Origin of the sequence: Symmachiella dynata (assembly GCF_007747995.1) — a bacterium.
Lineage (GTDB): Bacteria > Planctomycetota > Planctomycetia > Planctomycetales > Planctomycetaceae > Symmachiella > Symmachiella dynata.
Genome location: NZ_CP036276.1, coordinates 1,767,739 through 1,783,218, shown reverse-complemented (window position 1 = coordinate 1,783,218; position 15,480 = coordinate 1,767,739). Strand labels below are relative to the sequence as shown.

Sequence of the window (15,480 nt, the reverse complement as noted above, 5' to 3'; positions counted from 1 at the left end):
TGCGATGGCGCAGTGACTTACATCCCGGTGCCGCGTTTGGGGGGGCCGCTACTGCTGCCTCCCCCGCTTGAACCGCCGCCGGCGCTCAGGGTGTTGCCCGATGAACTGCTAGACGCGGCGCCGGAAATCAGTTCGCGGCGGGTGGCATAGCGGATCGGAAATGCGGCCCACAGGGTATCGTTGGGACGTCCGAAACGGCGTAATTCCAAGCCGTCGAACACGCGGCGGCGACCCGCGACGCTGTTACGCAATGCGTGCTCAGAGACATATTGCGTAAATCCCAACCATTGACGGTCGGGGGCAGCCATATTGAGCAGGTTTTTTCGCTCCGGTTTGAATCCGGCAAACTCCCGCGGCAACGGCGCTGTGTGCAAGGCGGTCAGTAGAAAGGCCATCGTCACATAACCGGTGATGACCGCGAAGCCCCACCGCCCCGCTTGATAGACTGGCGCGGGAAGTTCGATATCGATGGGGGCAATCCATTCGGTAGCCACGCGCAGCAGCGAAACAAAGCCGGTAAACAGCAGACACAGAGCCACGATATCGGCATAACCGGCCGGCAACATGCCATCCAGGCCGATGGCCAGCGGTTCGAAGAAGTTCATCGCCAGCAGTCCGGAAAAGACGACGCACAGCAGGATAATGCCGGCGCCCCAGGCGCCTTCACTGGCGACGCACCAAGTGACGATGCCGAAGACCAACAACAGTAGTCCGTTGAACAACAATTCCATGACGATTGGTCAGCCTGTTTAAGCGATCGTATCGCAGCCCGCTGTGAGCGACGACAGCTACGCGTGGATGAAATGACTATTTGATGACGCGCAGTAATTCTTGCATCGAGGTTGCACCATGGACCACCAGTCGCAGTCCTTCTTCCTGCATGTAGAGTATCCCCTCTTTGCGCGCCTCGGCTTTGATGGCGGACATCGAAGGATTTTCGCGAATCATGTCTCGGATGCGATCAGTGATCACCAACAATTCGAACACCCCAATCCGGCCACGAAATCCTAGGCCGTTGCACGAAGGGCATTCGTATTGCGGATTTGTGGGGGGGCGATAAAAGGCTTCGATTTTACCGGGAGCCAGGTTTGCTTTTTTGAGCAATTCTGTGCTGGGCTTATAAGCTTCTTTGCAGTCGGGGCACAATTTCCGCACGAGACGTTGCCCCAGGATCGCCGTGATCGACGTCGAAACAACGAACGGCTCCACTCCCAAGTCCAGCAGTCGAAATAACGCAGTGAAGGTATCGTTGGCGTGGATCGTGGAAAAAACCATGTGCCCGGTATTGGCTGCTTGGCAGGCGATTTTCGCCGTTTCGCCATCACGGATTTCCCCCACCATCAACACATCGGGGTCCTGCCTGAGGATGCTCCGTAAGGACGTGGCGAAGTTCTGTCCCGATTTACTGTTAATCTCAATCTGTGAGACGTTTTCCAAACGGTATTCCACCGGGTCCTCGACGGTGATGATGTTTCGCTGATAGGAATCAATCTCGTTCAGGGCAGCGAACAGCGTGGTCGACTTCCCTGCTCCCGTGGGACCGCAACTCAGCAGCAAACCGTGCGGTTGATGAATGATATTTGCGAGGCTTTTTTGGACCTGTTTGCGTAGTCCCAGATGGGCCAGTTGACTGACGGAGTTGGCTTGATCGAGAATCCGCAAACTGAGCTTTTCGCCGGCTTGCGTGCCTTGTGTTGCCACACGAAAGTCAATTTGCCGCCCTTCTAAATCGGCGGAAAAACTACCGTCTTGCGGGCGGCGACGCTCGGTGATATCCATGGCGCCCAACACCTTAAAGATGTTAATCACGGCATCGCCCACCGCGCGATCGAACGGTTCAGCGGGGTACATGACCCCGTCGACGCGATACCGGGTGGCGACTTGATCTTTCATCGGTTCCAGGTGAATGTCGGTCGAGCGCCGCAAGATGGCGTCGTAGACCAGCTCTTTGGCGGCCAAATAGCCTTTGGAGTTTTCGACCTGCCGGGAACGACCTTCGTCTCCCCCCAACCCGGACACCGATTTGCCCATGAATTCAATCGGCGGGCCGATCGATTCTTCGCGGGTGTTGCGGTTGCCCATGTCGATACCGAGCCGCCCCAGTTGCCGACGGACCACTTTTTCAATGTGGCGGGGCGTCATCACTTTTGAGTTTTCCGGAACGCGGCCATTGCGTTCGCGGATGTATAACCCCAGCGGAACCGCATACAACAGCGACATCGCCAAAAAACCGATCCCAAAATGCGGCAGCACTAAGACCAACAAAAAGGCGGCCACACCGGACAAGAGCGCAATCGCGTTCCACTGCGCGGCATCCAGTTTCAATCCACGACTGTCCTGGTCGATCCAATAGGTCGACCAGACCCAAAGGACCAATAGTCCTACAATCGGAATCAGCCGCAGCAGGTTGAGGTATCCCCCGACCTCCGGGCGAATGGGATTATTGCCGCGATAAAACCGTCGACCGGGAACGACCGGATAGGCAGTTGGTCCGGTCAGTTTGGTCGGCGTCGTGGGCAACTGGGCAATGACGGGAGCGATGGGGGCTGTTGCAATGAACGAATCGGCAGGCTCAGCCTGGGCGACCGCAGGTAGGCTGGCCCACATCCCCATGCAGATGAGACAGCTAACGAAAAGGGATTTGAACACGATGGCTCCCGCGATAGGTTGGCGACGAATCCTGCGCATAGATTTGAGAGGCGACCGTGGACCGCCCACCGTGAAGTGACGAAACTTACAAAATCCCCCGCGATTTGACTTCGATGCCTTTGAGGATCATCTTCAATTGTTCCACGTTGGGCGAGACTTCAAAGGCGGTGGCACGGCTGATGAATTCATGGTCGATGAAATATTTCAAACTGTCGTTGAAGGTCTGCATGCCTTCTTGACGGCCGATGATGATGGCATCGGGCAGCTTTTCATCCATCTCTTCGATCACCAATTTGCGAATTGTGGGATTCATGGTCATGATTTCCACAGTCGGGACTCGCTTGGGATTCTCGCGAATGGTCGGCAATAACTTCTGAGCGACGATCGCGTTGAGGTTGAACCCCATACTACTACGCAAGGCCGTATGCATGTCCTGTGGAAATAGATCCAAAATCCGGCCAATGGTACTGGGAGCGGTCGAGGCGTGGATGGTTCCAAAGACCAAGTGACCCGTTTCGGCCGCGTGCATAGCGGTCGAGAAAGTTTCCTTGTCCCGCATTTCGCCCACTAGCATGATGTCCGGATCTTGCCGGACAGCATGTTTCATGGCGATCTCAAAGTCCTTGACGTCGATCCCCACTTCGCGCTGGTTGATCAAACTTTTATTTTCCGTATACACAAATTCGATCGGGTCTTCGATCGTTAAAATGTGTTTGCGTTTCCGCTCGTTGATCCAGTCCAACATCGAGGCGATCGTCGTACTTTTGCCACTTCCCGTCACACCGGCCAGCAGCACCATGCCTTGGTCGTATTGACACAGCTTTTCCATAATCGGGGGCAGGTTCAAGCCCGCGAAGTTGGGAATAAACCGCTCGACTTTCCGCGAAACCATGCCCACATGACCCATTTGAATAAACAGGTTCACACGGAAACGCCAGTCTTCCCCTTCGTATTCCACGATATGGGCAAAGTCCGCACCGCCGTCGACGTCGAAAATCCGCTTGGCCCGATCGTCCATCATGGCGAAGCAGAGTTGCTCCATCTTCTCCTTCGTCAGAATGTCCATCTGCAATTCGCGGAGCGTTCCCTTGATCCGCAAGATCGGCGGCTTGCCCACCTTGAGGTGCAAGTCCGACCCCTCAAATTTGATCAACTGACGAAAAAGCTTATTGACTTCTAAATCGCCGGCAGGACCGGTGACCGAAGGCATCGCCGGATCTGATGAATCTGTGGTAGCTTCAGTAGCGGTCGCCATCAACTTTGCTCCGAATCAACTGCGAAATCACTCAAAAACACAACATCCCGCCGCACCTGCGCCCACGAAACCGGCAGGGCACACCGGGTCTTCATATTCTAACGTGCACAAGCGGCGATTCGCTAGCGCGAATTTCCCAGGACCACGATTTCTCGCCGACACGCAGCCTCAAATGGCAGCTCGCGATGCGATTCTAACCCGGCAAAACCGGATTGGGCCGCACAATAACACCACGTTCGGCCAAATAGGCCTTGGTTTCCGGAATCGAATATTCCCCATAGTGAAAGATACTGGCCGCCAATGCCGCATCTGCTTTGCCGTCGGTTACCGCACGAAAAAGATGTTCAGGACAACCCGCGCCCCCACTGGCAACAATCGGAATCTTCACTGCTTCAGCTACGGCTCGGGTGATCGGCAAGTCGTAGCCATCCTTGGTTCCGTCGGCATCCATCGACGTCAACACGATTTCCCCCGCCCCAAGCGCCTCGACTTCACGCGCCCATTCGACCGCCTGCAAGCCGGTTGGTACGCGTCCGCCGTTGATGAACACTTCCCAAAACTCCTCACCCTCCCGATCGACTCGCTTGGGATCAATGTTCACCACAATGCACTGGCTGCCGAATCGCCGAGCTGCTTGGCGAATGAATTCCGGATCTTTGACCGCCATGGAATTGATCGAAACTTTATCACATCCCGCATTGAGCAGCGTGCGAATGTCGTCCAAATTGCGAATTCCGCCGCCGACGGTCAACGGCATGAAAATCACCTCCGCAGTCCGCTGTACGATATCGACCAGAATATCGCGTTCCTCGTGGCTGGCGGTGATATCCAAAAACACCAACTCGTCGGCCCCCTCCTCTTCATACCGCGCCGCTACGGCAACAGGATCGCCCGCATCGCGCAGATTGACAAAGTTGGTCCCTTTGACCACGCGTCCGCCATGCACGTCGAGACAGGGAATAATCCGTTTGGCCAGCATAGCGTCACCGTGAAAACATCGAGAAAGGGATAGAGTGATTCTGATAGCTCAATCTAAACCACCCAGACCAACCCGTCAATCACCCGTGTCCACGATCAAATCGAACGTCCAGGGAGGGCGAGGCTCCCGCCGAGCCGCGCGAAACCAAGAGGCGTCAAAGCACGAATCAATAGAAGTCATCGCTAAACGCAACATCGCAACACATTTTAAGGGGTTTGCCTAGCGATCACTTTGCGGAACTCGCTTACGAGTTCATCAATCCCACCTTCGGGGAGCAATTTCTCCCGCTGGGGATTCTTCGCAAGATCCTGTTCGACGCGCCGCTGATCCGCGGGGCGGTCCAATCGTTGATAGGCCGCTTTTAGAAATAAGTCGCACCCCATTTTTGCCGTGTCGTGATCAGACTGTTCGCGAAGCGTTTCCCATTGGGGCACGAGCGCGCCCACCTGTTCAGCGGTCAGCCCTGCGACAAACTCAGTAGAGAACATCGGCACGAGCGATGTCACCGCGAGATGCTCCGGCAATAGCATCAGGGCACGGTCTTCGGCCGCGGGGCCATACTGTTCAAAATGGAACGTCTGTTGGACCAGCGGAGCTAAGGTGTTTGTGGCAAAGTCAGCATACTCCGCCGTCTTTTGACGCACCAGCAAGATTTGCGACAGCACGATCGCATCGGCCAGCCCGGCATTTTTGTGCGGAGCAGTTTCCAGAGCGGCGCGGAAAAACGTTTCGGCGTCAGCAGCGGCCTCTAGACTCAAGAAGACTTCGGCGATGTACAAATTGCGCAGCAAGCGCGGCATCGACGTCTGTTCCTCCAACCACTGATTTTGATCCGCCACCAGTTGCTGCTCTTCGGGCGTTGCTGTTGCAGAGATTTCAGCAGGGGGCGGGAAAAACGTGCGTTCAAAATCCGCCAACTTCGCCGCCGCCTCCTCGGTGCGGCCCAATTTGTCGAGACAGTAGTAATGAAAGAACGCAAAATTCTGTAGTCCAACAAACGGCCGAAACATCGAGTCCGATTCGGGCGGAATTTCAGGAGGAAGTTCCGCCGCCGCTTGTTCGTACCACTTCAGTGCTTCGTCATAATTTTTTTGCAACAGGTGATAGTGTCCCACCTGTGCTTTCTCAGCAGCATTGACCGTCATCCACTCGATGTCGCCAGTTTCAACATCAAAAATCGCTGCCGGATCGCCCTGTTGCAGTCCCCACCTGAGAAACTCTGTGAGCAACGAGCGATACGTCGGTGTGTACGTGAACCACACCGAAAGTTTTTCTTCGGTCGGCGACCAATGCGGAAACGTGACCCGCATGCCGGAAAAGACCGCATCGCCTGTTGCGCTTCCATTCCCGGGAGCAACATAGATCACATCGCGCGCCAACGGCTGAGGGAAAAACGCCATCGCCCAATAGCTGTCACCCAGCGTGCGTGAGAATGCTTCTGGAGCAACATAGGCCAATTGATCCCCCGCTGCATTCCAGCCAGCAAATTTTCGCACCGGGCGGACGTTAATCGGCATTGATCGCGTGCCGTCCAACGCAACAAACTGCAATGAGGGCGATTTCTCACCAGTCACGATTCCCAATCGCTTACCGTCGGGCGCCCAATGCAATTGAGCCAGTCGTTTGGAGTCGGTCAGGAGGGGACGCACTTCACGCGACTCGGCGTTGCCAACGTACAGCACATACTCCGTTTGGTTTTCGTCCGGCGTCGAAGAGGTGATAAACGCAAACTGCGCTGCTTGCCGGGACCAAGCTGGGCGAGCGGCACGGAGTTTTTCAATCGAGACCAACCCATCTTGATCCTCTCCAATGGCAGTCTGCGGCACGCGCCACCAATTCGCGCCGTCGGTTTCGCTGATCCACATCCCATGCCGCGACGGTGGTTCTTCATTCGCCGCCGCCAGACAGACGAGATATTTTCCATCAGGAGAATAATCAAAAATGACCGCGGAAGCCGCATGCGGAAAGACGCGCCGCGACGCACGGGTTTCGAGGTCAAATTCATAGACTCCGTGATGATGTTCATCGACCTGTTTGACGTACAACACCTTCTGCCCGCCGGGATGCCAACGGACTGCCAGATTTGCAGCGACGTATCCCGTGTGCAGGCAATCGGCCTCGAACAAGGCGACTGGTTTCGACGTGTCCGCATCGGCAGTTTCCGTGCGCAACCAACAGGTGTAACGAATCGGCTGTTTTAAAAACGCGCGGCCTTCTGGTGCGATGTCCCACGGAATGGCGGCGACCGGACCGGGAGGCGGCGCGTCGGGGTCGGTTTGCCGCTCAACGGCTGTCGTGAACAACATCCGTTTATTGTCGGGCGCCCACAACGGCGTGCTGGTCGCGAGCGTGAATTCGTCTGGTTGGAAGACTTTCTCCAACGCACCGGTTTGCGAGTTGGTGACAAACACCCCCTCGCCTCCATGTTGGAAACCGGCCGCCTTTCCGTTGTCGGAAAACGTGATCGTACGGTCTTCCCGCACTTGCTCGCTGCAGCCTCCCATTAAAAAAGGGAGTACCAACCAACCGGTCAACGTGAGCAAGGAGAGGTGTCGGCGCATGGTGATCCCTTTGAGGCATTGGGGCCGCCGGCCCAGAAGGGGCCGGATGTCATCCACGCTAAATAAGATCCACCGACAAGCCGTTTTATTCCCCAGATTTTTCGAGAATGCAAAGTATTCGTAGGTCATGCTGTGCATGACGAAGCGCAAGGGATAGAAATTCGTCGAAGCAACGTCATGCACAGCATGACCTACGGCTAACAGGGAAAAATATCCGGCCCGTCCGCTGCGCCTGTTTTGAGGTCGTGACTCCGCCACAAGTACCAACTGGCTATCGTCGCATGCGGTCGCCAGGGGGCGGAGAGTTCTTCGCTGGTCGTCCGGTCGGGTAAATCCTCAAGACGATACAGACTTTTCATCGCATTGCGAATTCCCAAATCGCCGTGCGGAAAGACATCCGGCCGCCCCAGGCAGAACATCAAAAACATCTGCGACGTCCAGATGCCGATCCCCTTGACCTGCACCAATTCGGCAATCACCTCGTCATCGCTCATCCGCCCCACGGTCCGCAATCGCACCGTACCGTCGAGCACCTTGGCCGCCAAATCATGCAGGTACATCGCCTTCTGCAGCGAAATCCCCGCCGTCCGCATTTCAGCAGGCGAAAGCCGCGCCACCTTTTCCGCCGTAGTGGTGCCGGGGCCAACAAGTTGATCAAACCGCCGGCGAATACTCCGCGCCGCCATGGTCGAAATCTGCTGCGCAATGATCGAACGCACCAACATCTGAAACCGCTGCGGCCGCAACTTCAACACCGGCGGCCCAACCGCATCGATCAACGAACGCATCACCGGATCAACTCGCCGCAGATGCAAACGCGCTTGTTTCAATTGTGGTTCAGGGAATGACATAGGAACTGGCTGACTGGTATCACTTGAAACAGAAGAACATTGCAAACCGCATTTTCCCAAACCACCCACCAAACGCAACGGGTCTCCAACACTGTTGTGCGCAAGTCTTCAGCGATGTTGTGCGCGGGTCTCCCGACCCCGCACAAGCCCTGACCGAAGGTCTCCCAACGTAGGCATGAGGCTTGAGGGAACAGGCGTGAGACGTGCACACATAATCAAACGAGCCTCAACCCCAACACTTGTTGTGCGAAGGTCTCCCCCAACCCCCACCACCCTCACTCCCCGAGCTCCGACCACTGCGTAACAACCATCACCATCGCCGCACACAAAGTGCTTAAATCCTCTGGCGATATCACCAGCGACGGTGTGATATAAATCGCATCCCCGAATGGGCGGATCCAAACGCCCTCTTCCAAAAACCGCTCGCGCAGCCAACCGACGTGCCGCAGCTGGTCGACCTGAATCACCCCAATCGCGCCTTTCGCGCGGATATCAACCACGCCCGGCAACTCTCGACAGGGAGCCAATTGCTCAGCAATCGCTGTTTCAATCGCCCGTGCTTGTTCAAGTCGCGGCTCGCGCTCAAACAAATCCAACGACGCATGCGCCGCCGCACACGCCAACGGATTCGCCATAAAGGTCGGACCATGCATCAGTGCATGCGCCGGATCGTCGGAGAGAAATGCCTCGAACACACGATCCGTCGCCGCCGTCGCCGCCATCGGCATTGTGCCACCGGTGAGTGCTTTAGAAACGCACATGATATCCGGCACCACGTCGGCCTGCTCGCAGGCGAACATCGTCCCCGTCCGCGCAAAGCCCGTGGCAATTTCGTCGGCGATCAACAACATATCATGCGCATCACACAACCGGCGAATTGTGGTCACCGTTTCGGGTGGATGGAATCGCATCCCCCCTGCCCCTTGGACGATCGGTTCGAGTATCACGGCAGCGATTTCGTCGCGATGCTCGCCCAACAACCGATCGAGCGCCGCTGTTGATTCCTCGTCCACCGGCAAGTCGGTGTTGAATTGCTCCGGCAGAAACCCGCGAAAGTGCGCGTGCATGCCGTTCACCGGATCGCAGACCGACATCGCTGTGATTGTGTCGCCGTGATAAGCATGCAAAAAACTGACAAACTTCGTCCGCCCGCGCACACCACGGTTCAGCCAATACTGCGCCGCCATTTTCATAGCGACCTCGACCGAGACCGAACCTGATTCACTAAAGAACACGCGATTCAAATCCCCCGGCAACAGCGCCGCCAACCGCTGGGCCAATCGCAGCGCCGGTTCGTGATTGATCCCGCCAAACATCACGTGCGGCATCGTCTTCAACTGCCGCTCGACCGCCGCCTCGATATGCGGATGCCGATACCCATGGCAAGCCGACCACCAAGAAGCCAACCCATCAATCACCCGCCGCCCATCGGCAAGAATCAGCCGCACCCCGTCGGTCCCCACCACCGGCACCGGCAGCGGCGCGGTCTGCATTTGCGTGTAGGGCATCCAGATGTGTTGGTAGCCGGTATGTTGCCAGGCGGGGGTGGGCATGATCGGTGTATTCTGCTGAACGTGTTTTGTTGGGAGCGGGTGCATGCGCATTCTACAACGCGACAATTGCCGTGCAATCAACTCACGCATTACGGCCTCAGTTGTCTCCTCCATCCGCCAGCGGCGTTTTGCGCTCTGTGATCGACGGGCACTTCGCAACCATTTCGGCGTTCAGCTCAATATACTCCGCCCACTGCGGCGGGACATCATCTTCATAGAAAATCGCATCGACCGGACATTCCGGGCGACAAGCATCGCAATCGAGGCAATCGTCTGGATCGATGTACAGCATTTGCTCCCCTTCATGGAAGCACTCCGCTGGGCAGACGACAATGCAATCGGTGTATTTGCAGCCAAAACAAGGCTCGGTGACGACGAAAGTCATGCTCTGAGTTCTCCGGTTGGGATTTCGAATCGTAGGTCATGCTGTGCATGACGAAGCAAGATTGTTGACGCCATTTCGAGAAACGTCATGCACAGCATGACCTACTGGTCCGTCTATTCTAAAATGTCCATTATCTGCTATAAGTGTCATTCGTTGACTTTGAATTTCATACTGAACTCTAGGAGGCAAGGATGCCAGCTTCGAATCGGAAACGGGAAGTTTGTTTAAGTGAGACCGAACGTCGCGAAATGGAGCGTTTAGTTCGTAGTGGATCTGTACCCGCTGCCCAATTGCGGCGTGCGCGGATCTTGTTGATGGCTGATGAAGATCGACGCGGAGAAGACCGGAATCCAGATTGGTATATCGCCCAGACGGTCGGCTTGTCCGAAAAACAAGTAGGACGTGTACGGCAGAAATTTGTCGAAGATGGTTTGCTGCCAACCTTGAAACGCAAGCAGCGGACCACACCGCCGGTGTCCCCGAAGCTGGACGGCGCCGCAGAAGCCAAATTGATCACGCTGTGTTGCAGCGATCCGCCGGAAGGACACCAGCGTTGGACTTTGAAATTGCTGGCAGACGAATTGGGGCGGTTGCAGGTTGTCACTTCCGTCTGCCCAGAGACCGTGCGCCGTTGTCTGAAAAAAATCGCCTCAAGCCCTGGCAAAGTAAACGCTTTTGTATCCCAGAACGGGACCGCCCGCGATTCGTGGCCCATCTGGAAAAAGTTCTTGACGTCTACTGCGAAACGTACAACGAAACGCATCCGTTGATTTGCATGGATGAAGCATCCAAGCAAATCGTCAGCGATGTCAATCCGGCTTTGCCGATGAGCCCCGGCTGCGTGCGACGGGAAGATCATCATTACCAGCGTCAAGGGGTGCGCGCCTTGTTTATGTTTTACAATCCTCTGGCCGGTTGGCGACGCGTCAGCAGCCGTGCGAGCCGGACACGCATCGACTGGGGCGAAGAAATCGCGCAGCTGTTGGAAGAGGATTATCCCCATGCCCAGCGCGTCACGCTGGTGTGCGACAATCTGAACACGCACGACATTGCAAGTCTGTACTGTGCCTTCGATGCAGAGCGAGCGCATCGCCTGGCGCGTCGTTTGCGAATCGTGCACACGCCGGTCAATGGCAGTTGGCTGAACATGGCCGAGATGGAGCTGAGCGTCTTGACGCGTCAATGCATCGGCCGTCGCTTCGACAGCGCAAAACAGATGACGGCAGAGATCGACGCTTGGCAGCGAAGACGCAACCGAATCGCCACACCAGCACGCTGGCGTTTCAAAACACGAGCAGCAAGAATTAAACTGCAACACCTTTACCCACATACCTGACATTTTAGGATAGACGGACCACTACAGATCAATATGGGTTTCGTACAACTGCGAATGCAGATGCCGCCGCGAAACCGGACACGTAAAATCTGAAATTTTCCGTTTTCTCAAAAACCGGGTAGAATTCAGCGAACGTGGCTGTCATCGCGACGGTCTTTCCTTACCGAGGCCCGATCAATCTATGGATCTGACATCTGCCGAACTCTTGGAGCAATTCGAAAACGGCGACCAGCGCGCCGCTGACGAATTGTTTGCGCGGTACGTCGAGCGTCTGACCCGCTTGGCGCGGACGCGGTTGTCGCCCAAGCTGTCGAGCCGGATTGATCCCGAGGATGTTGTGCACTCGGCCTACCGCAGTTTTTTTGTTGCTGCCGGGCAAGGCCGGTTTTCGCTGGAACGTAGCGGCGACTTGTGGCGGTTGCTCGTGCGAATCACGCTGCACAAGCTCTACCGCTCCGCTGCCCACCACACTGCTGAGATGCGCTCAGTCGATCGTGAACAATCGCCGGGCGATGCGAATGCAATCGATACGCAGTTCACCGTTCGCGAACCGACGCCCGATGAAGCCGTAGCGCTGGCCGATGAGATGGAATGGCTGTTTGCCGAATTGCCGCCGCTGGGGCGACGTGTTCTCGAATTGCGTCTGCAAGGCGAAACATTAGCCGAGATTGCCGCTGAGATCGAGCACTCCGAACGCACCGTCCGCCGCATGCTCACCCAGGCCCGCGAACGAATGACACGGCGACAACGTGAGTTCGACGACGAAACTGCGGAACCTCCCGCCCGTAGACTCCACACTGTGGACCACGAATTACAAAAGGCTCCCCTTTCAAATGAACCCGCGCAGCAAACGCTACGAGATGAGAACGCAAAACCCTGCGGCGATGTGGACGCTCCGTTGCTCTATGGCGATTATCTGTTGCAACGGTTATTGGGCAGCGGCGGCGTCGGCAAGGTTTATCGGGCGGTACACCAACCGACGGCAGCGACCGTGGCCGTCAAATATCTGAAAAAGCAATTCGTCCAGACTCCGTCCATCGTCGAGCGGTTCATCGCAGAGGCCCGCATAGTCGCTGGGTTAGAGCACACTGGTATTGTCGCCACTCAAGGATTGGGGCGCACGCCGCACGGTAGATTCTTTTTTGTCATGGATCTGGTCGACGGCCCGAATTTGGAGACGGTCACCTCCGCCGCACGACCGCAATCTCTTGATGCAACACGTTGGATTGCCCAAGCGGCGCTGGCCATTGATCACGCACACCAACACGGCGTGATTCATTGCGACTTAAAGCCCAGCAACCTATTGTTAGCGCCCGACGGCTGTATACGCGTCGTCGACTTCGGTTTTGCTCGCACACTGCACACCGAGGCGGTCAATTTGCGTGGCATGGCGGGAACGGCGGCATATATGGCGCCGGAGCAAATCGATTCTTACTGGGGTAATATCAGTCCGCGCACCGACGTCTATGGTCTAGGCGCCGTGTTGTTTCACCTGCTCACCGGCGCGCCACCGGCGAACGGAAAGCGCGTAGCCGATATTCTCGCTCAGATCGTACGCACGCGACCGCATGAATTGCATGACCAATTTCCCATCACGACCGACGCTACCCTGCGCGCGATCTGTTTGCGTTGCCTCCAAAAATCACCAGCCGATCGTTACGCATCCGCCGCTGCGTTAGCGCGTGCACTACAGGATCTACGATAATCATGCTTTATTGCCCAACTGACAGGTTGACGCATTGCCATTGCCCCCAATCGTCCAGGATTGGACACAGCTGAACTGGTCATTTAGACTGAATTCGATGCAACCCGAGGTCGTTTACACTCTTCCCAACACTTTTGGAATCTCATATCGATGCGCACGAATTCACATCGCCGTTGGCCGGTATTCGCGATCCTTCTCGCCGCGCTCTCGGGCGTGACTTTGGCCGCCGAACGTGAGTGGACGGGAAGCAATGGCAAGTTCAATATCACAGCAGAGTTTGTCTCCGTCCAAGGGGCCAATGCAGTGTTGCGCCGCAAGGACGGCAAGCAGATTAAGGTTCCGTTGTCACGATTAAGCGATGCGGACCGGGCGTTTATCGAAGAACAGCAAGCCAAAGCTCCCAAAATTGACCGGAAAGCGGCGGCCAAAGAAATCGCCAAAACCGCTGACGAGTTCTTCAGCGACCTGCGCAATACCGAGAGGCAAGTCGCCCGAGAGCTACTCACGGAAAAAGCGAAAAAGGTGGCTCAAGGCAAGAATTCGCCACTGACACATTTGCCCACGCCAGCACCGGGGGCTCGATCGATCAGGACGGGCAAGGTGGAACTCGAAGGCTCCGTCGCAGCCATCCCCGTCCGTGTCCAGGCCGGCGGCCGGAACCATAAAACGAAATTGCACCTGCGTTACCTCACGGAAAAATGGCAAGTGTTCGCGATCAGCGCCACCTACCCAGACGGAGAGAAATCAATCAATTTTGAAGTCGAAGCGGTCTCGCGGGATGGCGGCAACCCGTTGGAGGCACTGTTGGGCAAGCCCTTGGAACTGGCAGGCATGACGACCAACGGCACTCCACTCAACATGGCGAACTTCGAAGGGCGTGTCGTGCTGGTCGACTTCTGGGCCACCTGGTGCGGTCCTTGCCGTGAGGAGATACCCAATATTATGGAGAATTACAAAAAATACCACGACGATGGCTTTGACGTGATCGCCATCAGCGTCGACGACAACATGCAGGAACTCAAATCGTTTCTGCAAAAACAACCAATTCCCTGGACTGTGGTGGCTGACAATTTTCCCGGGAATCGAAACACCATGGGTGATCGATACGGTATCAGCAGATATCCAACGTTCCTTCTGTTGGACAAAGAGGGCAATGTTGCATCCTTGAACTGTCGCGGCCGCAGGCTCGGCCGCGAGGTCGCCCGGTTGCTGGACAAATGATGCGAACAGCAGAAAAAGTCCCCGGCGGCCAAACGTTATAGGACTTATCGATTGGTCCTCGCGGGAATCAAGATTCGCACCGGTCATCCCGAAAGCCCCCCCTCAAGCCTGTCTCCGCACGCCTCACACCGATCCCACGCCTACGCTTGTCCGCCCGCCGCAGTGGGCGATAGGATGAGCGCGGCGGGCTGATTGCCTTGTGACTGATATCACCAGTCACTGAATATCAGCAGCGTTGAAAATGGGTGCGTTAAAAAAATTGGGGCGAGTGCTACGATGAGTTACGAAGTCGAATTGAAATTCCCCGTGGCCGATCCGCAGGGGCCGTTGTCGAAATTGCTGGAACTGGGCGCCGTGAAGCAGCGCACGATCCAGCAGCGGGATACGTACTTCGCTCATCCGCAACGCTCGTTTGCCGAGTCGAATGAAGCTTTGCGGATTCGTCAGGTGGGGGATGAAAATCGCATCACCTACAAAGGGCCGATCATCGATCAAGAAACCAAGATGCGTCGCGAAATCGAACTTCCCTTTCAAACCGGTGCAGCGGCCGGGCAGAGTCTACGAGAACTTTTGGAGATCCTCGGATTTACTCCCGTGCACTCCGTCGTCAAAACGCGGGAGACCTACGCTCTCACCTGGCAGGACCGAGATTGCGAGATCTGTGTCGACCACATCGAAGCTCTGGGCACCTTTATGGAAGTCGAAACGTTGGCTGAAGAGGCGGCGCTGGGCGACGCCAAAGAGACCATCTTGAAATTAGCAGCAAAGTTGGGCTTGAGCGCCCCGGAACGAAGGTCGTACCTCACGATGCTGCTGGAACAGAAGGGGATCCCAAGAGAATAGGCATAAGGCAACAGAAATGACGTCCTAACCATTCCCTTGTTCCCCCAAAGAGCCCTCAAGCCTGTCCCCTCAAGCCTCAAGCCTTGTTCCCATTCTGAATTTTTTCCAATTTTACTCTTGCCAATCTAGGCGGGCGCTCGAT

11 protein-coding genes and 2 pseudogenes are annotated in these 15,480 nt (G+C 56.1%); 5 read left to right on the top strand and 8 right to left on the bottom strand.

The window, feature by feature from the left end; genetic code table 11:
• Positions 1-17: 17 nt before the first annotated feature.
• The 8 genes from Mal52_RS06865 to Mal52_RS06830 form a co-directional block, all read right to left on the bottom strand.
• Positions 18-731, bottom strand: a complete 714-nt coding sequence (locus Mal52_RS06865; RefSeq protein ID WP_197533751.1) for a CvpA family protein — start codon at positions 729-731, stop codon at positions 18-20.
• Positions 732-807: 76 nt separating this feature from the next.
• Positions 808-2,649, bottom strand: a complete 1,842-nt coding sequence (locus Mal52_RS06860) for a GspE/PulE family protein (protein ID WP_231962541.1) — start codon at positions 2,647-2,649, stop codon at positions 808-810.
• Between the two features lie 85 nt (positions 2,650-2,734).
• A complete protein-coding gene (locus Mal52_RS06855) occupies positions 2,735-3,859 on the bottom strand; it encodes a type IV pilus twitching motility protein PilT (protein WP_145380557.1) in 1,125 nt (374 codons plus the stop codon).
• Between the two features lie 238 nt (positions 3,860-4,097).
• A complete protein-coding gene (gene hisF, locus Mal52_RS06850) occupies positions 4,098-4,883 on the bottom strand; it encodes an imidazole glycerol phosphate synthase subunit HisF (protein ID WP_145374964.1) in 786 nt (261 codons plus the stop codon).
• A gap of 206 nt (positions 4,884-5,089) precedes the next feature.
• Entirely contained in the window at positions 5,090-7,444 is a 2,355-nt protein-coding gene (locus Mal52_RS06845; RefSeq protein ID WP_145374963.1) for a TolB family protein, read from the bottom strand.
• Positions 7,445-7,641: 197 nt separating this feature from the next.
• Positions 7,642-8,295, bottom strand: coding sequence for a DNA-3-methyladenine glycosylase family protein (locus tag Mal52_RS06840; protein WP_145374962.1), 654 nt, complete (start codon positions 8,293-8,295; stop codon positions 7,642-7,644).
• A gap of 275 nt (positions 8,296-8,570) precedes the next feature.
• A complete protein-coding gene (locus Mal52_RS06835) occupies positions 8,571-9,848 on the bottom strand; it encodes an adenosylmethionine--8-amino-7-oxononanoate transaminase (RefSeq protein WP_145374961.1) in 1,278 nt (425 codons plus the stop codon).
• Positions 9,849-9,945: 97 nt separating this feature from the next.
• On the bottom strand, positions 9,946-10,233 hold the full coding sequence (locus Mal52_RS06830; protein ID WP_145374960.1) for a ferredoxin family protein: 288 nt from the start codon (positions 10,231-10,233) through the stop codon (positions 9,946-9,948).
• A gap of 191 nt (positions 10,234-10,424) precedes the next feature.
• On the opposite strand from Mal52_RS06830, the pseudogene Mal52_RS30160 reads away from it, so the two are divergent.
• The 5 genes and pseudogenes from Mal52_RS30160 to cyaB form a co-directional block, all read left to right on the top strand.
• Positions 10,425-10,811: pseudogene (locus Mal52_RS30160) on the top strand (helix-turn-helix domain-containing protein); the annotation flags it as partial.
• Positions 10,694-11,569: pseudogene (locus Mal52_RS06825) on the top strand (IS630 family transposase); the annotation flags it as partial. The pseudogenes Mal52_RS30160 and Mal52_RS06825, both read left to right, overlap by 118 nt.
• A gap of 181 nt (positions 11,570-11,750) precedes the next feature.
• Complete coding sequence (locus tag Mal52_RS06820; protein WP_145374959.1) at positions 11,751-13,274, top strand: sigma-70 family RNA polymerase sigma factor; 1,524 nt, start codon at positions 11,751-11,753, stop codon at positions 13,272-13,274.
• 150 nt (positions 13,275-13,424) lie between these two features.
• Positions 13,425-14,495, top strand: a complete 1,071-nt coding sequence (locus Mal52_RS06815) for a redoxin family protein (protein ID WP_145374958.1) — start codon at positions 13,425-13,427, stop codon at positions 14,493-14,495.
• Between the two features lie 276 nt (positions 14,496-14,771).
• On the top strand, positions 14,772-15,338 hold the full coding sequence (gene cyaB, locus Mal52_RS06810; protein ID WP_145374957.1) for a class IV adenylate cyclase: 567 nt from the start codon (positions 14,772-14,774) through the stop codon (positions 15,336-15,338).
• Positions 15,339-15,480: the final 142 nt, after the last annotated feature.